At 68.7% G+C, this 19,098-nt stretch carries 21 protein-coding genes, 1 tRNA gene and 1 pseudogene; 8 read left to right on the top strand and 15 right to left on the bottom strand.

What is annotated here, in order from left to right; translation table 11 throughout:
* Window positions 1-10: 10 nt before the first annotated feature.
* Complete coding sequence (locus tag ABS642_RS05880) at window positions 11-862, bottom strand: DUF2993 domain-containing protein (RefSeq protein WP_350352587.1); 852 nt, start codon at window positions 860-862, stop codon at window positions 11-13.
* A 39-nt stretch (window positions 863-901) separates the two neighbouring features.
* Window positions 902-2,566: an arginine--tRNA ligase gene (gene argS / locus ABS642_RS05885; RefSeq protein WP_350352588.1), complete on the bottom strand. Its 1,665-nt coding sequence runs from the start codon at window positions 2,564-2,566 to the stop codon at window positions 902-904.
* A gap of 93 nt (window positions 2,567-2,659) precedes the next feature.
* Between argS and ABS642_RS05890 the strand changes: the two genes are divergently transcribed.
* Window positions 2,660-3,475: an SGNH/GDSL hydrolase family protein gene (locus tag ABS642_RS05890; RefSeq protein ID WP_350352589.1), complete on the top strand. Its 816-nt coding sequence runs from the start codon at window positions 2,660-2,662 to the stop codon at window positions 3,473-3,475.
* Between the two features lie 16 nt (window positions 3,476-3,491).
* Window positions 3,492-3,564, top strand: a tRNA-Arg gene (locus ABS642_RS05895).
* 299 nt (window positions 3,565-3,863) lie between these two features.
* Here ABS642_RS05895 and ABS642_RS05900 read toward each other — a convergent pair.
* The 6 genes and pseudogenes from ABS642_RS05900 to ABS642_RS05925 all read right to left on the bottom strand — a co-directional run bounded on the left by ABS642_RS05900 (window position 3,864) and on the right by ABS642_RS05925 (window position 7,681).
* Window positions 3,864-5,363 carry a DUF4041 domain-containing protein gene (locus tag ABS642_RS05900; RefSeq protein WP_350352590.1) on the bottom strand — a complete coding sequence of 500 codons (1,500 nt, stop codon included), beginning with the start codon at window positions 5,361-5,363 and terminating at the stop codon, window positions 3,864-3,866.
* A gap of 96 nt (window positions 5,364-5,459) precedes the next feature.
* Window positions 5,460-5,705, bottom strand: a complete 246-nt coding sequence (locus ABS642_RS05905; protein ID WP_350352591.1) for a hypothetical protein — start codon at window positions 5,703-5,705, stop codon at window positions 5,460-5,462.
* Window positions 5,702-5,942 (bottom strand): annotated as a pseudogene (locus ABS642_RS05910) (DUF2945 domain-containing protein). The gene ABS642_RS05905 and the pseudogene ABS642_RS05910 overlap by 4 nt, the downstream one beginning before the upstream one ends.
* Window positions 5,943-6,084: 142 nt before the next feature.
* Window positions 6,085-6,351, bottom strand: coding sequence for a DUF6510 family protein (locus ABS642_RS05915; RefSeq protein WP_350352592.1), 267 nt, complete (start codon window positions 6,349-6,351; stop codon window positions 6,085-6,087).
* A complete protein-coding gene (locus ABS642_RS05920) occupies window positions 6,351-7,091 on the bottom strand; it encodes an FAD-binding oxidoreductase (protein ID WP_350352593.1) in 741 nt (246 codons plus the stop codon). Before ABS642_RS05920 ends, ABS642_RS05915 begins: the two co-directional genes overlap by 1 nt.
* Window positions 7,088-7,681: a sulfite oxidase-like oxidoreductase gene (locus tag ABS642_RS05925; protein WP_282213770.1), complete on the bottom strand. Its 594-nt coding sequence runs from the start codon at window positions 7,679-7,681 to the stop codon at window positions 7,088-7,090. The genes ABS642_RS05920 and ABS642_RS05925 overlap by 4 nt, the downstream gene beginning before the upstream one ends.
* Window positions 7,682-7,779: 98 nt before the next feature.
* On the opposite strand from ABS642_RS05925, the gene ABS642_RS05930 reads away from it, so the two are divergent.
* The gene (locus ABS642_RS05930) at window positions 7,780-8,187 is read left to right on the top strand and encodes a hypothetical protein (protein ID WP_350352594.1); all 408 of its coding nucleotides are present in this window, start codon (window positions 7,780-7,782) and stop codon (window positions 8,185-8,187) included.
* Here the strand turns inward: ABS642_RS05930 and ABS642_RS05935 are convergent.
* On the bottom strand, window positions 8,116-10,623 hold the full coding sequence (locus tag ABS642_RS05935; protein WP_350352595.1) for an HAD-IC family P-type ATPase: 2,508 nt from the start codon (window positions 10,621-10,623) through the stop codon (window positions 8,116-8,118). The genes ABS642_RS05930 and ABS642_RS05935 overlap by 72 nt on opposite strands.
* A gap of 102 nt (window positions 10,624-10,725) precedes the next feature.
* Here ABS642_RS05935 and ABS642_RS05940 point away from each other — a divergent pair, with 102 nt between their 5' ends.
* The 3 genes from ABS642_RS05940 to ABS642_RS05950 are packed head-to-tail and all read left to right on the top strand — an operon-like array spanning window position 10,726 to window position 12,639.
* Window positions 10,726-11,190 (top strand): MarR family transcriptional regulator, encoded by a 465-nt coding sequence (locus tag ABS642_RS05940; protein WP_350352596.1) that lies wholly within the window; start codon window positions 10,726-10,728, stop codon window positions 11,188-11,190.
* 29 nt (window positions 11,191-11,219) lie between these two features.
* The gene (locus tag ABS642_RS05945) at window positions 11,220-11,642 is read left to right on the top strand and encodes an organic hydroperoxide resistance protein (protein WP_350352597.1); all 423 of its coding nucleotides are present in this window, start codon (window positions 11,220-11,222) and stop codon (window positions 11,640-11,642) included.
* 19 nt (window positions 11,643-11,661) lie between these two features.
* The gene (locus tag ABS642_RS05950; protein ID WP_350352598.1) at window positions 11,662-12,639 is read left to right on the top strand and encodes a zinc-binding dehydrogenase; all 978 of its coding nucleotides are present in this window, start codon (window positions 11,662-11,664) and stop codon (window positions 12,637-12,639) included.
* Between the two features lie 40 nt (window positions 12,640-12,679).
* Here ABS642_RS05950 and ABS642_RS05955 read toward each other — a convergent pair whose 3' ends face one another.
* Window positions 12,680-13,060, bottom strand: coding sequence for a hypothetical protein (locus tag ABS642_RS05955; protein ID WP_350352599.1), 381 nt, complete (start codon window positions 13,058-13,060; stop codon window positions 12,680-12,682).
* Window positions 13,061-13,134: 74 nt separating this feature from the next.
* On the opposite strand from ABS642_RS05955, the gene ABS642_RS05960 reads away from it, so the two are divergent.
* The gene (locus tag ABS642_RS05960; RefSeq protein ID WP_350352600.1) at window positions 13,135-13,533 is read left to right on the top strand and encodes a RidA family protein; all 399 of its coding nucleotides are present in this window, start codon (window positions 13,135-13,137) and stop codon (window positions 13,531-13,533) included.
* Here the strand turns inward: ABS642_RS05960 and ABS642_RS05965 are convergent.
* Window positions 13,523-14,143, bottom strand: a complete 621-nt coding sequence (locus ABS642_RS05965) for a hypothetical protein (protein ID WP_350352601.1) — start codon at window positions 14,141-14,143, stop codon at window positions 13,523-13,525. The two genes, ABS642_RS05960 and ABS642_RS05965, sit on opposite strands and share 11 nt — an antisense overlap.
* An 83-nt stretch (window positions 14,144-14,226) precedes the next feature.
* Between ABS642_RS05965 and ABS642_RS05970 the strand changes: the two genes are divergently transcribed.
* The gene (locus tag ABS642_RS05970) at window positions 14,227-15,975 is read left to right on the top strand and encodes an alkaline phosphatase family protein (protein WP_350352602.1); all 1,749 of its coding nucleotides are present in this window, start codon (window positions 14,227-14,229) and stop codon (window positions 15,973-15,975) included.
* Between the two features lie 16 nt (window positions 15,976-15,991).
* On the opposite strand, the gene ABS642_RS05975 is transcribed toward ABS642_RS05970, so the two are convergent.
* From ABS642_RS05975 to trmB, 4 genes are read right to left on the bottom strand one after another with little or no spacing between them, the layout of a single operon-like run.
* Complete coding sequence (locus ABS642_RS05975; protein WP_350352603.1) at window positions 15,992-17,068, bottom strand: DNA polymerase IV; 1,077 nt, start codon at window positions 17,066-17,068, stop codon at window positions 15,992-15,994.
* A gap of 40 nt (window positions 17,069-17,108) precedes the next feature.
* Window positions 17,109-17,501: a DUF1304 domain-containing protein gene (locus tag ABS642_RS05980; protein WP_350352604.1), complete on the bottom strand. Its 393-nt coding sequence runs from the start codon at window positions 17,499-17,501 to the stop codon at window positions 17,109-17,111.
* Window positions 17,502-17,527: 26 nt separating this feature from the next.
* Complete coding sequence (locus tag ABS642_RS05985; RefSeq protein WP_350352606.1) at window positions 17,528-18,361, bottom strand: CPBP family intramembrane glutamic endopeptidase; 834 nt, start codon at window positions 18,359-18,361, stop codon at window positions 17,528-17,530.
* Entirely contained in the window at window positions 18,358-19,083 is a 726-nt protein-coding gene (gene trmB, locus ABS642_RS05990) for a tRNA (guanosine(46)-N7)-methyltransferase TrmB (protein WP_350352607.1), read from the bottom strand. The genes ABS642_RS05985 and trmB overlap by 4 nt, the downstream gene beginning before the upstream one ends.
* Between the last annotated feature and the right edge of the window lie 15 nt (window positions 19,084-19,098).

Genomic DNA, 19,098 nt, shown 5'->3' on the forward strand with positions numbered 1-19,098 from the left:
CGACCGCCGGTCAGCGCGGGCAGACGCCCTTCTCGAGCAGCGCCGGATCTGTCGCGATCGCCCCGTTCACGTCGATGTCGATCACGGCCTCGCTGCCCACGATCGCGAGTCCCGTGAGGGTGAGCCCCGCCGGGAGCTGGTCCGCGATGCAAATGCGCTGCGGCTGCGTGAGGTTGTCGCCGACGGAGCCGAGCATCGAGCCGACACCGTCCACATCGACATCGAGCCCGCCGATCGACAGCCCCACCGGCGTGAGCTCCAGGTCCCCCTCTGCGGCGCCGGGCGTGAGCGTCAGAGTGATCGGGACGGCCGCGCCGAAGACGGTGAACGAGCCGCTCAGCGTCGCGTTCGGCGCGTCGAAGACGACCGACTCGACCGGCAGGTCGGTGCCGGAGAGCAGTGTGGTGAACTCCGCCTGATCGATCCGGATCGTGCCGGAGGCTCCGCCGAGGTCTCCCCCGCGCAGCGGGATCCCCGTCGCGGTGACATCCGCGGCGCCGGTGATCCCCTCGAGGGTCACAGCATCCGTCGACAGGTGCAGCGTGTCGAGGCGTCCGCCGATCAGCTGCGGGAGCAGCACGCCCTCCGCGTCGACGTCGAGCTGCTGGTCGGCGGGAAGGTCGAGCTGCTCGATGACGAGCGAGCGCACGACCCCCGGGAGGATCGAGCGCGCGATGAACTCCGCCGCGACGACGAGCAGCGCCAGCAGCACCACGACGATCAGCAGCACCCACGGCCAGCGGCGACGGCGCTTCGGCCGCGAGGCATCCGCCTTCCCGGGCGCATCGGACCCCGGGATCACGAGCGTCGGATGCTCTGCCGAAGCGTCCGGATACGGCAGGGTGTGGTTGTCGTCGCTCATGCTGCCATCCTGCCCTACCGGCGCGTTCGGCAGCGGTCGCTACATGCGCTCCGGAGCGGACACGCCGAGCAGGTCGAGTCCGTTGCGGAAGACCTGACCGGCGGCGTCGTTCAGCCACAGGCGCGTGCGGTGCACGCTCTCGATCGGGTCGTCGCTCAGCGGGATCACCCGGCAGTTGTCGTACCAGCGGTGGTACAGGCCGGCGAGCTCCTCGAGGTACCGGGCGACGCGGTGCGGCTCGCGCACCTCGGCGGCGAACGCGACGATGCGCGGGAACTCCTGCAGCGCGCCGAGCAGCGCCGCCTCGGACTCGTGCGTGAGCGTCTCGGGGGCGAACTCCGAGCGGTCGACGCCGGAGTCGGCGGCGTTGCGGGCCACGTTGTGGGTGCGCGCGTGCGCGTACTGCACGTAGAACACCGGATTGTCGTTCGTGCGCTTCTGCAGCAGCTCCGGGTCGAGCGCGAGCGGCGAGTCCGCCGGTGAGCGCTCCAGCGAGTACCGCAGCGCGTCGGTGCCGAGCCATTCGCGCAGGTCGTCCATCTCGATGATGTTGCCCGCGCGCTTGCTCAGCCGAGCCCCGCCGACCGAGACGAGCTGCCCGATGAGCACCTCGACGTCCTTCTCAGGATCATCGCCCGCGGCTCCCGCGAGTGCCTTCAGGCGGTGCACGTAGCCGTGGTGGTCGGCGCCGAGCAGGTAGATCTTGTGCGCGAAGCCACGGTCGCCCTTGTTCAGGTAGTACGCGGCGTCCGCGGCGAAGTACGTGTACTCGCCGTTGGAGCGGCGGATGACGCGATCCTTGTCGTCACCGAAGTCGGTGGTGCGCACCCACACGGCGTCGTCCTGGTCGAAGACGTGACCCTGCTCGCGCAGACGGTCGACGGCCTGGTCGACGAGGCTGACCCCGTCGGCGTTCTTCGCGTGCAGCGTGCGTTCGGAGAACCAGACGTCGAAGTGCACGTTGAACTTCGACAGGGACTCCTGCTGCTCGGCGAGCTGGAACTCGTAGCCCAGCTCGCGGGCGACGATCACCTGCTCGTCGTCCGGCAGGTCGAGGAGGTCGGGGCGCGACGCGACCACGCGTGCGGCGAGATCGGTGATGTAGCTGCCGGCGTAGCCGCCCTCGGGCGTCGGCTCGCCCTTCGCCGCGGCGACGATGGACTGCGCGAAGCGCTCCATCTGCGCACCGGCGTCGTTGATGTAGAACTCGCGCGCCACGGTGGCGCCGGATGCCGCGAGCACGCGGCCGATCGCATCGCCGAGCGCCGCCCAGCGGGTGTGGCCGATGTGCAGCGGACCGGTCGGGTTCGCGCTGACGAACTCGATGTTGATGCTGCGGCCGGACTGGGTCTCGTTCGTGCCGTAGGCGGGTCCGGCGTCGACGATCGTCTTCGCGAGCGCACCCGCAGCGGCGGCGTCGAGGCGGATGTTGATGAAGCCGGGGCCCGCGACCTCGGCGCTGGCGACGCCGTCGATTCCGGCGAGCCCGTCGGCGATCTGCTGAGCGAGTTCGCGCGGGTTCGTGCCGAAGGGCTTCGCGAGGCGCATGGCGATGTTCGAGGCCCAGTCGCCGTGGTCGCGGTTGCGCGGACGCTCGAAGACGATGTCGGAGGCGGTGAGCTGGAGGGGCTCGCCGGGACGTCGTTCCTCCGCGATCGGTGCGAGGACGGCGAGGAGGGCTTCGGCGAGCGTTTCAGGGTTCATAGCCGTCCCAGTTTACGGCGCAGGATGACGGTCTCCGACGCCGGGGCGGCGCGGGGAATTTGTGATCGCCCCCGGGTGATCTACTCTCATGCAATGCACGCCTCCGCCGCCCGACGCCGACTGCGCACCGCGGGAATCGCCATCGCCCTGCTGCTCGCCGTCTCCGCGGGCGTTCTAGGCGTGTGGCGACCGTGGACTCCGCTCCCTTCCGCGGCCCCCGCCGTCGCGGCCGCGGACGGTGACGGAAGCGCTGCCACGGTCGTCGCCCCGGCACCGCTGAGCCTGCCCGATCACCCGCGCGTGCTCGTCTTCGGCGACTCCTGGACCTACGGGTCGGCGGCGACGGATCCCACCCTCGGCTACGCCTACGTGCTCGCGAGTCTGATCGACGGCGAGACGATCGTCGACGGCGTCCGCGGCAGCGGCTACCTCAAGCCCGGGCTCGACGGTCCCGCCTTCGGCGAGCGCATCGCCCTGCTCGACCCGGCGCTCGCGCCGAACCTGATCATCATCCAGGGCTCGATCAACGACCGGGCGCAGGGTGTGGCAGGCTACCGCGAAGCCGTCACCGCCGCGTGGGACGCTCTCGCCGCGAAGTACCCGGAGGCGTCGATCGTCGTGCTGGGTCCCGCACCGCACGAGCTGCCGGTGGGCGCCGCGACCGCGCGCATCGACACCGATCTCTCCGAGCTCGCGGCCGCGCGCGGCTGGTGGTACATCTCCCCCATCGCGCTGAACTGGATCACCGATCAGAACTACCTCGCCGTCATCGACGTGGACTTCGGTCACAAGCATCCGTCCACCGAGGGCCACCGCTATCTGGCCGAGAAGCTCGACGCCGCGCTCGACGAGCTGCGCGGCGCTCCCGTCACCGAGGCCGGCGGGTCGGAGACCACCCCCGACGAGTGATATCGTCGTTCGGTACGCCTCCGTAGCTCAGTGGATAGAGCGCCGGTTTCCGGTACCGTAGGTCGCAGGTTCGACTCCTGTCGGGGGCACGAAATCGCAGAAGGGGACCGTCCGCCAGGACGGTCCCCTTCTGCGATTTCTAGGTAACCCCCGGCTGAGGGGCCCCATTCGCCCGAGGCTCCGCGCGCCGCCCATCTCCCCCCAACGCGACGACGCGTCCCGACGTGGCGGCGCGTGGAGTGGCGAATGGGGACGCGGGGGCACGCTGCACGATTTCTCAGGGCAATCGATGCCGCGGCCTCTACCGAGCACCACTCTCAGTCAGGACGCGGGCTCGTAGGTTGTCATCGAAGGTGCCAGCGTCTGCGACACCCGAGGGTTCCGCGGCCTAGTTGCCCTGCAACGCGCGGGTCGCCAGGTATTCCTCGGCCGCTGGTTCCAGCTTGAAGTCGAGCAGCTCCACGGAGTGCGCCTTCAACACCTCTCGCACCTCAGTTGGTGTCGCGCGGAAGTACTCGCGGCGCAAGTTGATCTGGTTGATGCGTCGGTCGGCGAAGTGCTGGTGCAGCATCGCTTCGATGCTGACTGCATCATCGGCGAAGAAGAGGGCGTGGACGTCGAACCGGAAGGGGACGGATGCATCGCCGAGTTCGTTGACGCGGTCCATCGGTTCGAGGCGGCGCGTCAGGCCGATCTTCACGACGTCGGGTCCGAACGAGCCGACGTTGCTGATGACGTAGACGTAGCCGGCGCGGATGTTGGCTGCACGGTAGTCGACGTTCTCGATGGCATGTTCGACATCGGCCAGACGCACCCGCATGCGCTCCGCCCCTTCGTGGTCGCCATTCGCTTCGAGCGCCGCGATGGTGTTGGCGTAGTGCCCGCGTTCCTTCTCGAGGCGTGCCTTCTCAGCGGCGAGTTCCTTCTCGGCCTTGCGCTGTTCCCGAAGCTCTTCCCGGTGCGCGCGCTCCGCTTCCTTCTCCTCTTGAACGGCGCGGAGATGCCGGTTGGCGAGTTCGAGCTCACGGAGCCGGAGCTGGTGGAAGTACGACGTGATGCTCAGGTCGATCATGGTGCCGAGACGAGCGATCTGCTCCATCGCGGTGGTCAGTCGTTTCTGCGCCGTGGCCAGGTTCCCAGCCCGGACAGCTTTCACGCAGTTCTCGGCCTCGGCGTTGTAGGAGCGCAGCATGAGCTTCGACATGTCACGTACGAACTTCGCGCCCTTGGCCGTGCTGTTGTTGAAGGTGAAGTTACTCGTCGCCTGCGTCGCACGGCCGGTGCGGACGGCCGTCTTGATATCCGCGCGGAGTGCTTCCAGTTGCGTCGCGAGGGCGACTGAGTCCTCGGCGGGATGCTCGTAGTCGTAGAGACCGAGCTCTTGTACCTCGACGGCTCCGCGAAGGTCCAGGAGCGAGGCTTGCGTAGACGCGATGTCCGCTTGACGCGATGCAAGCTCCGCCGAAGCGGCGGCGACCTGCCCGCGCACGCCATCGACTTCTTGGTTCAGGTGGCGCTTCAGGTCGTCGAGGGCGGCCACTTCCTGGAGCCCGTACTGGTCGATGAGTCCCTGGAGCCGCGCGACCTCAGAGCGCAGCTTCTCAGCGTGCTTGCGCGCGCCGACGAGCGGGATGTTCTCCAGGACCAGCGAGTTCTGTCCGACAACCGGATGAACGGCTCCCGGCGCCTGTTCGACGACGGTAGCGCTCTCGACCGGGACTGGCGCGCCCGAGGAAGGCGATGCCAATGCACGAGCTTCTGCGCGGGTCCGGACCAGCGGGGCGATGATCTGCGCGCCGCCGGCGAAGACGTGCTCCGTCCACGCCGCGCCGTCCCAGTACCGCTGCTCGAACTGGCCGGACGGGTCTGGGTGCCAACCGGGCTGCACTGTCTGACTAGTCACTCGCTCAAGCTAGCGCACACGGCAGTTCGCCCACCGTCCCGCAGAGTTCGAAATCACAATGGCCCTGCTGATGGACTCCGATCAGAGGAGCAGGTCCTCGAGTTCGTTGAGCGACAGGGTCCGCCCGCTCGCCACCGGGTTGCCCTCCTCGACCCGGAAGTCGTAGAGGTCGCCGTCGCGCCGCAGATGGGCGACGTAGTCGAGGTCGTGCGCGCGGTGCACGTCCCACTCCCCTGGTGCGACGTAGGTGAATCGGTACGTGTTGTTCGCGCTACTCCATTCGGTCACGACATCGGGTCGTTCCTCAAGACGGATCGTGCTGCTCATGACGGTCTCCCTTCATTCGAGGTCTTCGTCAATCGCCGGAGAGCCGAGCTCCTGTGCGCCGCGCGGGCGCCGGTTTTCTCCGACTTCACGATTAACGCCGGTTCACCTGCGGATGCCGTGAGCCTCTGACCGTCGAGCTCGAAGTCCTCCGACGCGCCGTTCCTCCACCACGCCTCAGGTGCGCCCCTGCGACGTATTCCACGACACCCGGTCACCTCTGCTCAGGGACTCCGCCAACGCTTCTTCTCCTTCTCGGGGTCGTGACCCCGTTCTGCTCGTCGGGTCGAGCCTGCGCTCCGAGCAGCGCCTCATGAAGGGGGTTGCCAAAAGACCGGACCCCGTGGCACCGCGAGGGTGATGTAGGAGGAGCCGGATCCCGTCAGGCCCGGATCTCGCCGAGCGTCCCGACGACGAACCGCGCGCCGTCCTGCCCGCGCAACAGGGTGAACAGCGTCCTGGTGCAGGATCGGCACCGCACGATCGCGGCGTGACTGTCGAGTTCGACGACGGCCTCAGCGACACGCGCCTCCGTTCCGCACCCGGAGCAGACGGCGACGAGAGCGGTGACGTCCGCACCGAACAGGTCGCCCGTCATCCCGGCGAGGCAGTTGCCGTCGACGATCATCGACGTGTTCGCAGCATCCATCAGCGACCTCCGAATCGCTCGGTGCGCACGCGCACAGGATCGTGCCCGAGTCGGACGAGCGTGTCCGCCGCATGCTCGACGAAACCGGTCGGGCCGCACACGAACACGAGCGGCTCCCGCTCGACGGGCCAGACCGCGTCTCGGAGCGTGTCGGCATCGACGCGTCCGACCGTGCCCTCCCAGTCGGGCGGAGCCGACCTCGTGTACACCCAGCGCACGTCCACACCGGCCGCGGCGGCGGACACGACCTCGTCGCGATAGATCGCGTCCTCGGGGCTGCGCACCGAGTACAGCATCCGGACGGACTCGACCGCCCCGGCATCCTGCGCCGCACGCATCATCGCCACGAGAGGCACGACGCCCGATCCTCCGGCGATCAGCTGCACGGGCCCCCGTCGCTCGGGCAGCTCCTGATCCGGACGCCAGACGAAGAACTGCCCGAGGGGTCCTTTGACCTCGAGCTCATCGCCGATCCGGACGTCACGCACTAGATACGGCGAGACCTCGCCGTCGGGCACCTCGTCCACGGCGAGCTCGATCACCTCGGTCGACGACCCGTAGGACCCGAGCGAGTACGAGCGGACAGCCTGATACCCGTCCTCCGCCGTGAGCCGCACATCGACGTGCTGGCCCGCATCGCTGCGCGTCCACCCCGGAACCTCGAGGCGGATGCTGCGCGCGGAGGGCGTCTGGGTCCGCGTCTCGATCACCCGCGCCGGACGCCATCCTCCGACGATCACCAATAGCGCTCCTCCGTCCACGGATCGCCATGCATGTTGTAGCCGTTCTGCTCCCAGAAGCCGGGCGCATCCTCGTCCATCAGGGTGAGCGCTCTCACCCACTTCGCGCTCTTCCAGAAGTACAGATGCGGCACGAGCAGGCGTGCCGGGCCGCCGTGCTCCGGATCCAGCGGCTCGCCGTCGAACTCGAAGGCGACCCACGACTGCCCGCCGAGCAGATCGTCGAGGGCGATGTTCGTGGTGTACCCGCCGTACGAATGCGCCATCGCGTACGACGCGGCCGTGTCGACGCCGGCGAGGAGCGTGTCGAGCGAGACTCCCCGCCAGGTGGTGCCGAGCTTCGACCAGCGCGTCACGCAGTGGATGTCGGTGTGCACGTCCTCGATGGGGAGCGCCTGCAGCTCGTCCCAGGTCCAGGACGTCACCGCACCTGCTTCGTTCCGGATGCCGAAGCTCCACTCGGCGGTGGAGATCTGCGGCGTCGGCCCCGCGGAGAGCACCGGGAAGTCCTCGGTCAGGTACTGGCCCGGTGGGAGCTTCGGGTCGCTCTCTCTGCGGCGTGCGCCGAAGCCTCTCGAGATCACTGCCATGGTCTTTCTCCTTCGTGGCCGGGTAGACGGACGCTAGCAGAGCATCACACCGCTCGGCGATCACTTCACGGATCAGACCCTGCTTGTACAGTGAGCGCGTGGACATCGTCACCGAGCAACCCCGCTCACACAAGCGCCCCGTCGTCGTCACCGTCGTCGTGATCCTGGTCGTGCTGAGCGGCCTGTCGAATGCTCTCCTCGGGCTGACCGTGCTGCTGAGCCGGTATCAGGTGCCCGACGGCGACGTCCTCGCCGTGTCGCTCATCGGCGCCGCCGTCATCCTGTTCGGTCTGCTCACCCTCGCCGTGGCGGCGGCGATCGCGCGCGGCAGTCGTCTCGCCCGCCTGCTGCTGACGATCTACATCGGCGTGCAGCTGGCGCTGCATGCCGTGACAGCGCTCACCACCACGTGGGACTGGGCCGTCCTCGTCCAGTCAGTCGTGGAGCTGCTGGTGGTCGTCGCGGTCTGGGCGCCGCCCGGTTCGCGGCACTTCCTCGACCGCTGATCCTCCTGCTGCGGCCGTCGACCGTGCGAGGAATCGCCGGTGGATCAGCCGCACGACCTCGATCGCGAGGATCGTCGCGATCGTGACGCCGGCGATCAGGTACGCGGCCGCCTCACCCGGATCCACGAGCTGGAAGAACTCCCCGGCGAGCGGCACCGTGAACAGGATCGACAGCGCGATGAACATCGCACCGACCACCAGCACCTTGTAGCGGTTGAGCGGGCGCGCGAGCACCGAGAGCACCCAGATGCCGACGATCGCCAGGATGATGGTCGACCCGGTCCGCAGTTGCGGCTCGGTGACGCCGATCGCCATGGCACCGCGGGTGTACACGGTCAGCGCGATCGCGATCAGCAGACCCGCGGGGATCGCGAAGGCCAGCGAGCGCCGGAGGAATCCGGGGACGTAGCGGCTCGCGTTCGGCATCAGAGCGAGGAAGAACGCCGGGATGCCGATCGTCAACCCGTCCGTGATCGACAGCTGCCTCGGCAGGAACGGGAACTCCAGCACCATGACGCCGAACAGCACGGCGAGCGTCGTCGCGTAGACCGTCTTGGTCAGGAAGAGCATCGAGACGCGCTCGATGTTGGCGATCACCTGCCTGCCCTCCGCGACCACATCGGGGAGGTGCGAGAACTGACCGTCCAGCAGCACGAGTCGCGCCACCGCCTTGGTCGCGGGCGATCCGGAGTTCATCGCGATGCCGATGTCGGCCGTCTTGATCGCGAGCGCGTCGTTCACCCCGTCGCCGGTCATCGCGACCGTGTGCCCGCGCGCCTGCAGCGCGACCACCATGCGCTTCTTCTGCTCCGGCGTCACACGGCCGAAGACGGTGTGCGCGTCGAGCACGGGACCGAGCTCGGCGTCGTCCTCCGGGAGCTGCCGCGCGTCGTACCCCTCACCGGCATCGAGGCCGACCTGCCGCGCGATCGCCGCGACCGTGCGCGGGTTGTCGCCGGAGATGACCCGCACGCCGACGCCCTGGGCACGGAAGTACGACAGGGTCTGGGCGGCATCCGGTCGCACCTTCTCGCTGAACGTGATCACTGCCACCGGCACGAGACCCGTCGGAAGAGCCTCGGACTCCTGTGCGGCCGACGAGTAGGGGTCCGCGGTGAACGCGAGGACGAGCGTGCGCAGTCCCTCGGCAGCCAAGCGGGTGACGGCTTCGCCCACCTCGGTTCCGGCATCCGTCGCCGCGTCTCCGAGCACCATCTCGGGAGCGCCGAGCACCCACGTCTCGTCGCCGCGGTCGGCGAGCGAGAGTGCGCTCCATTTGCGAGCAGACGAGAACGAGACGTAGGCGGATGCTTCGCGCGGCCTCTCCTCGGGGAACGGCTCGCGCAGGCAGCGCGCGGTCGCGTTCGCATCCGGAGCGCTGCCGAACCAGGCGAGCGCGGCCTGCCACTCCCCCGTCGCCGAATCGAGCCGCAGCAGGTCGCGGTAGGCGAGTTCGCCCTCGGTGAGCGTTCCGGTCTTGTCGAGGCAGATGACGTCCACGCGTGCGAGCCCCTCGACGGCAGGGAGCTCGTTGACGAGCACCTGCCGGGCCGCGAGACGCGCCGCGCCGACGGCGAAGGCGATCGAGGTCATCAGCACGAGGCCGAGCGGGATCATCGCGGTCAACGAGGAGATCGTGTTGACGATCGCCTGGGTCCAGGTTCCGGTCTCCCACGCCGACACCCAGCCGCCGGCGACCATCATCTGCGCGTTCAGCACGAGGAGACCGATCGGACCGATCCCCCAGCCGACCCACTTCAGCACCCGGTCGATCGAGGTGCGCAGCTCGGAGGACACGAGGGAGAACCGCTTGGCCTCCTCGGCGAACTTGTTGGCGTAGGAATCCGCCCCGACCCGCACGGCGCAAGCGATGCCGTCACCCGCCACGACGATCGAGCCCGACAGCGCCTCATCGCCGTCGCCCTTGTCTACGGCATCCGATTCGCCGGTCAGCATGGACTCGTCGATCTGGAGCGCCCGATGTTCGAGCACGACGGCATCCGCAGTGACCTGATCTCCGGCGCGGAGCACGAGGATGTCGCCCTGGACGACGTCGGCCGGAGCGATCTCGATGTCCTCCGAATCCCGACGCACCCTCGCGCGCGGCGCGTTCAGGAGCGCCAGCTTGTCGAGCGCCGCCTTCGCGCGGAACTCCTGCCAGCATCCGATGATCGCGTTGCCGAACGCCGCGAGGCCGAAGAGTGCGTCCTGCCAGCGGCCGAGGAGGAGCAGGACGAGGAAGCAGGCACCGACGATCCCGTTGAAGAGAGTGAAGACGTTCGCGCGGACGATGTTCCACGCGCTCCGGCTCGAGTCGCCCGTGAAGGCGTTCGTCCGACCGTCCGCCGTCAGCTCCGCGACCCGCGAGGCCGTGAGTCCGATCCGAGGGTCGGTGTCGACGTCGACCTGCTGCTGCACCGCCGTGGGGGACTCCATGCGCCCATATTAGGGGCGAGACGATCGCGCTGATCCGCGCGATCGATCCACGCCCTCTCCGACTAAATTGTGCACAACTCAATTGCGTGACATACTCCAGATATGGCTGTGACGGATGAGATGGTGTGCTTCTCGCTCTACTCCGCTGCCCGCGCCACGACGCAGGCGTATCGCGTGCTGCTCGCCCCTTGGGGTCTCACCTATCCGCAGTACCTCGTCCTCGCCATCCTCTGGCACGAAGGCGACCAGACGATCGGCTCGCTCGGCGAGGCGATGCAGCTCGACTCCGGCACCCTGTCGCCGCTGGTGCGCCGGCTCGAGCAGGCCGGCCACGTCACGCGAGCACGCCGCGCGGACGACGAGCGGGTCGTCACGGTGAATCTCACCCCGGAGGGTCAGGCGCTGCGCGGCGAGCTCGCCGCCATCCCGGCGCAGGTCGCCCGTTTCTCCGGCATCCGCGACGACGAGCACCGCCGCCGACTCATCGCCGAGCTGCAGGAGCTCACCGCGCTCCTGCAGGACGCGACCACGAACTCCGCTGCCGCGAACGCTCGAGGCAGCGAATGACCACCCCATCGGAAGGAAGAACCGCACCCATGGAAGCTCTCTACACCGCAGAGGCCCTCGCCACCGGAGCCGGACGCGACGGCCACGTCGCCACGAGCGATCGCCGCGTCGAATTCGATCTCGCGATTCCGAAGGAGATGGGCGGCAGTGGCGACGGTGCGAACCCCGAGCAGCTCTTCGCCGCCGGGTACGCGGCGTGCTTCCACTCGGCTCTGCAGAGCGTCGCCCGCGCCCAGAAGGTGCGCATCGCCGATTCCTCGGTGGGCGCTCGCGTGCAGATCGGCCAGAACGGCCAGGGCGGATTCGGACTCGCCGTCGAGCTCGAGGTCGTGATCCCCGAGATCCCGCACGAGCAGGCCCAGGTCCTCGCGGATGCCGCGCACCAGGTGTGCCCGTACTCGAATGCGACCCGCGGCAACATCGACGTCACCATCACCGTCTCCGACGACTGACCTGAGAGGCAGAACCACCATGCGCGCACTCATCCACTCCACGTTCGGCACGCCCGAAGAGGTCCTCGAGGTCCAGGAACGCCCCGTCCCGGAGCCCGGCCCCGGTCAGGTGCGCCTGCGCATCGTCCTCTCCCCCATCCACAACCACGATCTGTGGACGGTCCGCGGCACCTACGGCTTCAAGCCCGAGCTTCCCGCGGCCTCCGGTACCGAGGCGCTCGGGGTCGTCGACGCCGTGGGCGAAGGTGTCGACCATCTCGCCGTCGGCCAGCGCGTCGCCACCGGCGGTACGTTCGGCGCCTGGGCCGAGTACATCCTCGCGAACGCGGCGGGACTCGTCCCGGTGCCGGACTCGCTGCCGGACGAGAGCGCCGCACAGCTGGTCTCGATGCCCTTCAGCACGATGACCCTCCTGCAGTTCTTGAACGTGGAGGAGGGCGACTGGATCGTCCAGAACGCGGCGAACGGCGCCGTCGGGCGGATGCTGGCACAGCTGGGTGCCGCCCGTGGCATCAACGTCCTCGGACTCGTCCGCCGTTCCGCCGGCGTCGAGGAGCTCCGTGCGCAGGGCATCGCCAACGTGATCGCCACGGACCAGGACGACTGGAAGGAGCAGGCCGCTGCTCTCATCGGCGGGGCCCGCGTCGTGGCCGGCGTCGACTCGGTCGGCGGAGCCTCGGCCGGGGACGTGCTCTCGCTCCTCTCCGAGGGCGGCACGCTGGTGGCTTTCGGGGCCATGGATTCGCCGACCATGGAGATCGCGTCCTCCGACGTGATCTTCAAGCAGGCCACCGTCAAGGGCTTCTGGGGCAGCAAGGTGATCCCGGCGCTCGACCCGGCCGACCGGAAGGCCCTCTTCGGAGAGCTGTTCCAGCGCATCGCCGACGGCACGCTCACGCTTCCCGTGGCGGGCGTCTTCGATGCCGCCGACATCGCCGATGCCGTGCGCGCCAGCGGCACCCCCGGCCGCGTCGGCAAGGTCCTGCTGAAGTTCTGACACAACGGGAGGGCGGCCGCCGAGGGCGCCCTCCTGGTGCTCAGTCCCGTCGACCCGCTTCGGCGACGAGCTCGAGCCGATCGAGCAGCAGCGCCCCCGCACTCTCCGCAGCCGCGCAGGCGTAGACGGTGACGAGGACGAAGACGAGCCCGAAGAGCACGATGCCCGCGAGATGACGGCGATGCGTGATCGTGACGACGAGGGCCGCGAGCGCACCGACGACCGCGATGGTCTGCCCAGCGACCGCGGCGAAGGCCATGCGGAGCGCGGAATCCACCGTCAATGCGCCATAGCTGTTGAACGCGACGTTGAGTGCCACGGGGACGACGAACAGGCTGACGAGCAGGATCAGCCGTCGGCGCGTCCACCAGGGAGGCGGGTCAGCGCGGACCACCGGATCCGCTGACGTCATGGTGCTCATCCCGTCACCGTAGTGAACTCCGCCCGCGGAGCTTCGGATTGTGGAGTGTCCGACCCCGGGTGCACACTCCCCTCATGGAGATCACACTCGCTCAGCCCGAGGGGCTCGTCGTCAGTCCCGCATTCAGTCACGTCGCCGTCGTGCCCCCTGGCGCGACCACGATCTACGTCGGCGGTCAGAACGGTGTCGACACCACGGGAGCCGTCGTCTCGGCCGACGCCGCCGAGCAGTCGGCCCGCGCCGTCGAGAACGCCAGGGTCGCGCTGGAGTCGGCCGGCGCGGGGCTCGACGACGTCATCAGCTGGACCGTTCTCATCCATCAGGATGCCGATCTGCGCGCCGCCTACGGTGCGGTCGCGTCGAAGCTGGCGCGGGAAGGGGCGCCGCCCCTGGTCACCGCGGCACTCGTCGCCGGTCTGGGCGTCCCGGGTGCGCTGATCGAGGTCAGCGCGGTGGCAGCGGTCATCCGCTGAGGCGCGCCGTTTCCGAACGTGAGCGCCGGGCGCGCATCCATCTGTCGATGGCGACGGCGACCCAGGCGCCGCCGAGCCCGATGATGACCACCACGCCGAGAGTCACGAGCGCGTAGGCCCCGGAGGTCACCGAGCTCTCGACGAGAAGCCTGCTCACGATGGGCGAGATCAGGGCCAGCAGGAGGACGACGTACGCCGCGGGGGTGCGCTCCCTGACGATCAGCCATCCGCCGAGGCTCACGATCAGCGTGATCAACCCCTGATCGGTGATGAACTGCCAGAGGCCGACCGGCTCGACGATGTTGCCCACACCCCGCTCGATGCCGATCGTGGCCCAGAGCAGCAATGCCACGCAGGCCAGGGTGACGGCGCCGAGACGCCGCGCGGCCGAGGTGGGGAAGAGCGCGAACGACACGATGTACAAGCCGAGACAGACCAGGAACTCGAAGACGTCCACGATCGGGACGTCGGTGCCCAGCACCCCGGCGTAGTTCTCCGCCTGGATGAAGGCGTCGAAACTCGTGACGATGTTCAGGTAGCCCGCGAACAGGACGCCGCCCATGCTCGCGCCGTACCGCGCATTCCTGTCGAATCGCACACGCTCCGCCATGCCTAGACCTTAGCGATATATCCGTTGGTCGCCGTCGACGCTGGGCGCTCGCGCGCGTTGCTACTATGCGAGAGGAGGTGCGGGTGGAAGATCCAAGCAGCACGCAGGCGGACGGGGACACGTCCTCGCCGCAGTCACGTCGTGACTTTCTTCGTCGAGCGGGCATCGGCGCCGCGGGCCTCGCGATCGGCGGCTCGGCAGGTGCAGCGGTCACGGCTGCGGCCACCGCCAGTCCGCCCGAATTCGCCCCGCTACCGACGCGCAAGGTGCCGGGATTCGATCACGTCGTCGTGGTCATGTTCGAGAACCGCAGCTTCGACAACATGCTCGGCCACCTCTACAGCGCCGAGGAGAAGTCGAAGGACGAGTTCGATGGGCTCGCCCAGGGCTCGTACTCCAACCCCGGCCCGGACGGCGAGGCGATCGAGGCGCACATCTACTCCGGGTCCACGGACCACATCATGCAGTCGCCCCAGCCGGATCCCGGGGAGCACTTCCCGCATGTGAACACCCAGCTCTTCGGAACAGTCGAGCCCACGGGAAACGCCCACATCCGGAAGAACGGCCAGATGCCGCCGTTCAACACGCCGCCGACCGGGGCGACCCCCACGAACGACGGGTTCGTGCGCGACTACATCATCAACTTCGAGCTCGACAAGGGCCGACCTCCGACGGCGGACGAGTACCGGGTGGCGATGGGCGGCTTCAGCCCCGAGATGATGCCCGTGCTCTCGACGCTCGCCCGCGAGTTCGCCGTCTACGACGCGTGGCACGCCGCCGTTCCGTCTCAGACCTTCTGCAACCGCCTCTTCTTCCACGCGTCGACTTCTCACGGGTACGTGACGAACCACGGCGGGGACAGCTACTACAAGTGGATCGACGGGCCGCCCGCGCCGACGATCTTCAACCGCCTCGAGGAGGCGGGCATCCCCTGGCGGATCTACTACGACGGGTCGCAGCTGGTCTCCCTCACGGGACTCCTCCACTCTCCCGTCCTGCAGCCCTACTGGAAGACCAACTTCCGGGAGATGAGCCAGTTCCACGAGGACGCGAAGAACGGCGACCTTCCCGCCTACAGCTTCATCGAACCCCGCATGGTGTTCAACCACAACGACATGCATCCGCCGTGGGGTGAGCATGTCCGGGAGACCGACGTCGAGATCGACGGAGAGACCGTGCCGGTCTACAACAGCGCCCTTTCCGACGTCCGCGCCGGCGATCGGCTCGTCCAGGAGATCTACGACGCGATCCGCACGAGCAAGTCGCACAAGGGGTCGAACGCCATGAACACCGCGCTCGTCATCACTTTCGACGAGCACGGCGGGACGTACGATCACGTGGCCCCGCCGCAGACGACGCCGCCCGACCGCAGCGGTCCGGGCGAGATGGGCTTCGTCTTCGATCGGCTCGGCGTGCGGGTGCCCGCGATCGTGGTCAGCGCCTACACGGCCAAAGAGACCGTCATCCACGACGAGATGCATCATGGCTCGATCATCAACACGCTCTGCCGTCAGCACGGGCTGTCACCTCTGACCCTGAGAGATCAGACGGCCAACCCGATCTTCAATGCGGTCAACCTCACCGAGCCGCGGCAGCCCTACACCTGGCCGAAGCCGCGCGCGCTCTACGTCGGGCGCAACCCGGAGGAGGACGACGCGACCTCGTCCGCGACGAAGCACAAGCACCGTCCGCTCACGGCACCGGCGGTCGGCCTCACCGGTCTTCTCCTCGCCCGCTACAACCCCGGCTCGAAGCCTCCCAAGACCTACGGCGAGGCGTACGAGGCGGTCACCCGGTACGGGTCGGGGCTCTTCGGCGTCTACGACGAGTGAGCCTCGGCTCCCCTGCTCAGATCCGCCCTCGCACCGGCGTCCGTTCGACGGCGTCGCCCTCGTCCGGCATCGCCATCTCGGCGCGCACGCCCAGCAGGCGGATCTCGCGCTCGGCGTCCAGCGTGGACCCGAGCGCGACCGCCGCGTCGATGACGTCGGCACGCCGATCGGTCGGGTCCGGGAGCTTGCGGCCGAACGTCTTCGTCTCGAAGGGCGCGTACCGCACCTTCAGATGCACACGGATGACCGGCCGCCCCTCCGCGGCGCAGTCGTCGAAGGCGTGACCGGCCAGCTCACGGATCGAGGTCTCGACCTCCGCCGCGGTCGTGAGGTTCTGCTGGTAGGTCGTCTCGCGGCTGTGACTGCGCGCGACCCACGGCGTGTCGTCGACGACGTGCGGTCCGAGGCCGGAGCCAAGCCCGTGGTACCAGACACCCATCTTCGGGCCGAACTCCGTCACCAGCTCCTGTTCGTCGGCGTCGGCGAGTTCTCTGACCGTCTCGATGCCGTGTTCCGCGAGACGCTTCTGCACCTTCGATCCGACGCCCCACAGATCGCGCGTGGGCTTCGCGCCCATCACTTCGAACCAGTTGTCCTCGGTGAGCCGGAAGGTACCGCGCGGTTTGCCGAACTCGGTCGCGATCTTGGCGCGCACCTTGTTGTCGCCGATGCCGACGGAGCAGTGCAGTCCGGTCGCCTCGAGCACGGCGGCCTGCGCGTCGCGAGCCGTCCGCTCCGGGTCGTCGGTGGTCACCCCGAGGAAGCACTCGTCCCATCCGATCACCTCCAGCACGATGCCGGGGAGCGTACGCAGCGCCGCCATCACGTCTGCGGAGGCAGATGCGTACGCCTCGTGATCGACCGGCAGGAAGACGGCGTCCTCCGGCGCCTTCCGCGCGGCGATCTTGAGCGGCATCCCCGAGCCGATGCCGAACGCTCGCGCCTCGTAGGACGCGGTCGAGACCACGGCGCGCTCCGTCGGATCACCGCGTCCGCCGACGATCACCGGGCGGCCGGCGAGTTCGGGGCGGCGGAGCACCTCGACAGCGGCGATGAACTGATCCATGTCCACATGCAGCACCCAGTCGGCCATGCAACGAGTGTGGCTGCTGGTGGACCGGATGTCACCCCTGTCAGCTGAGGGCGATGCCGATCGCCGTGCCGATCACGGCGAGGAGCGGGAGCGTTCCCTGCATCACCGCGGCGCGGACCTTCGTGCGGTCCGAGAGCACCAGCACGAGCGCGGCGGCGGCCATCATGCCGGTGCCGGCGAAGACGAGCGTCAACCCGACGGTGGGTGAGCCGACGATCACGAGGCCGATGCCGAGCAGCGTCGTCAGCGCGAGGAAGAGGTTGTAGAAGCCCTGGTTGAAGGCGAGCTGCTTCATCGTGACGGCATCCGCCTCACTGGCCACGCCGAAGATCTTCCTCGTCTCGGGCTCGGTCCACTTCAGCGACTCGAGCGCGAAGATGAACACGTGGAAGGCCGCGGCTGCTGCGGCGAGGACGAGACCGACGATGAGCATGGACTGATTCTCTCAGACCGGCAGGCTCAGACGAGGAAGATCGGCAGAAGTCCGGGGTTGTGCGCGTGCACGAGGACCGCGAACACGACCGCGTCGAACAGCAGGTGGACCGTGACGACATAGGCGAGCGAGTGCGTCCGCAGGAAGATGAAGCCCTGCAGGAGAGCGAACGGGATCGTGAGCAGCGGACCCCACTCCCGGTAGCCGAGCTCCCAGAGGAACGACACGAACACGATCGCCTGCAGCACATTGGCGACCATGTCCGGGAAGTGCCGCCGCAGCAGGGCGAACACCGTGCAGATGAAGAACAGCTCGTCCCAGATGCCCACGGCGCCGACGCCGACGAACAGGCGCACGATGAGTTCGGGCGTGTCGACGACCGGCCAGTTCTGGTAGACGCCGCTCGTGATGAAGTAGAACGGCAGGATCAGCCACCCGAGCACGAGCACCGCGACGAGCCAGCCCCACTGGAGGCGCCCCCATCGGCGGCGCGTGCGCCAGGGGAAGCTGATCGCGCGGTCGCGGTAGAGGAACCGCGAGATCACATAGGGCACGACGACCGCCCCACCCAGCGCCAGGGTGAACCTGAGCATCGCCAGGTTGTCGAGCTCGGCGGCGAGCGGGATGATGCTGACGATCAGCATGCCCACGGCGATGAGCGACAGGTCCCTGGTGAGAGAGGGAGCGGATGCCGTCACCCTCCCCCGCTCGACGAACCAGGCGGCACCGACGCCCAGCGCCAGCAGCGCCCAGCCGAGCCACGGGATCTCGAGGACGAAGAACGCGGGCGCGGCGGCGCAGACGAGGAGCGCGGGGGCGATGCCGCGCTGGAGCGCGGTATCGCCCCGCACGACGGTCACGCGCGGTCCCGGCGCCGATACACGAGATCGCGGATGTCGCGCCCCTTCGCGATGCCCTTGCGCTCGAACGCGGTCATGACCCGACCGTCGAAGCGGTCGGCCCACTCGCCGTCGAACGCGCGCTCGAACAGCGGCTCCGCATCGAGCACGTCACGCATCTGCAGGGCGTAGTCCTCCCAGTCGGTGGCGAGTCGCAGAAGTCCGCCGTCGCGCAGCGCTCTGGCCGCGTTGTCGGCGAAGCCCGCGCGCACGAGGCGCCGCTTGGTGTGCTTCTTCTTGTGCCACGGGTCGGGGAAGAAGATCCACACCTCCCGGGCCGCAGCCTCCGGGAGGAACGAGGCCAGAACCTCGGGCGCGTTGGCCTCGACCACGCGGAGGTTGCGGGCACCCTCCCGATCGGCGTCGAGCATGGTGCGCGCGAGTCCGGCACGGAAGACCTCGACGGCGAGGAAGTCGTCGGCAGGGCGCGACGAGGCCGCCGCGACGATCGCGTGCCCCTGCCCCGAGCCGATCTCGACGTAGAGGTCGGCGGCGCGACCGTATTCCGAGGCCGGATCCAGGCGCGCCTCCGGGTGCACAGAGGTCCAGGCCACGTCCCGCGGGACGTCGAGCAGGTAGTGCGGGGCCAGGTCCGAGAAGGCGCGGTCCTGCGCCTCGGACATGCGGCCGCTGCGGCGCACGAAGGACACCGGCTCGTCACGGAAAGTGCGGGGTTCGGGCATGAATCCAGGGTAGTC

The sequence above is a fragment of the Microbacterium sp. A8/3-1 genome (assembly GCF_040267695.1).
GTDB lineage: Bacteria > Actinomycetota > Actinomycetes > Actinomycetales > Microbacteriaceae > Microbacterium > Microbacterium luteolum.

Bases quoted from the DNA above. Each gene is read 5' to 3' on its own strand.
- ABS642_RS05880 (WP_350352587.1), bottom strand. From the start codon at position 862: ATGAGCGACGACAACCACACCCTGCCGTATCCGGACGCTTCGGCAGAG.
- argS (WP_350352588.1), bottom strand. From the start codon at position 2,566: ATGAACCCTGAAACGCTCGCCGAAGCCCTCCTCGCCGTCCTCGCACCG.
- ABS642_RS05890 (WP_350352589.1), top strand. From the start codon at position 2,660: ATGCACGCCTCCGCCGCCCGACGCCGACTGCGCACCGCGGGAATCGCC.
- ABS642_RS05905 (WP_350352591.1), bottom strand. From the start codon at position 5,705: ATGAGCAGCACGATCCGTCTTGAGGAACGACCCGATGTCGTGACCGAA.
- ABS642_RS05915 (WP_350352592.1), bottom strand. From the start codon at position 6,351: ATGGATGCTGCGAACACGTCGATGATCGTCGACGGCAACTGCCTCGCC.
- ABS642_RS05925 (WP_282213770.1), bottom strand. From the start codon at position 7,681: ATGGCAGTGATCTCGAGAGGCTTCGGCGCACGCCGCAGAGAGAGCGAC.
- ABS642_RS05935 (WP_350352595.1), bottom strand. From the start codon at position 10,623: ATGGAGTCCCCCACGGCGGTGCAGCAGCAGGTCGACGTCGACACCGAC.
- ABS642_RS05940 (WP_350352596.1), top strand. From the start codon at position 10,726: ATGGCTGTGACGGATGAGATGGTGTGCTTCTCGCTCTACTCCGCTGCC.
- ABS642_RS05945 (WP_350352597.1), top strand. From the start codon at position 11,220: ATGGAAGCTCTCTACACCGCAGAGGCCCTCGCCACCGGAGCCGGACGC.
- ABS642_RS05950 (WP_350352598.1), top strand. From the start codon at position 11,662: ATGCGCGCACTCATCCACTCCACGTTCGGCACGCCCGAAGAGGTCCTC.
- ABS642_RS05955 (WP_350352599.1), bottom strand. From the start codon at position 13,060: ATGAGCACCATGACGTCAGCGGATCCGGTGGTCCGCGCTGACCCGCCT.
- ABS642_RS05960 (WP_350352600.1), top strand. From the start codon at position 13,135: ATGGAGATCACACTCGCTCAGCCCGAGGGGCTCGTCGTCAGTCCCGCA.
- ABS642_RS05965 (WP_350352601.1), bottom strand. From the start codon at position 14,143: ATGGCGGAGCGTGTGCGATTCGACAGGAATGCGCGGTACGGCGCGAGC.
- ABS642_RS05975 (WP_350352603.1), bottom strand. From the start codon at position 17,068: ATGGCCGACTGGGTGCTGCATGTGGACATGGATCAGTTCATCGCCGCT.
- ABS642_RS05980 (WP_350352604.1), bottom strand. From the start codon at position 17,501: ATGCTCATCGTCGGTCTCGTCCTCGCCGCAGCAGCCGCGGCCTTCCAC.
- trmB (WP_350352607.1), bottom strand. From the start codon at position 19,083: ATGCCCGAACCCCGCACTTTCCGTGACGAGCCGGTGTCCTTCGTGCGC.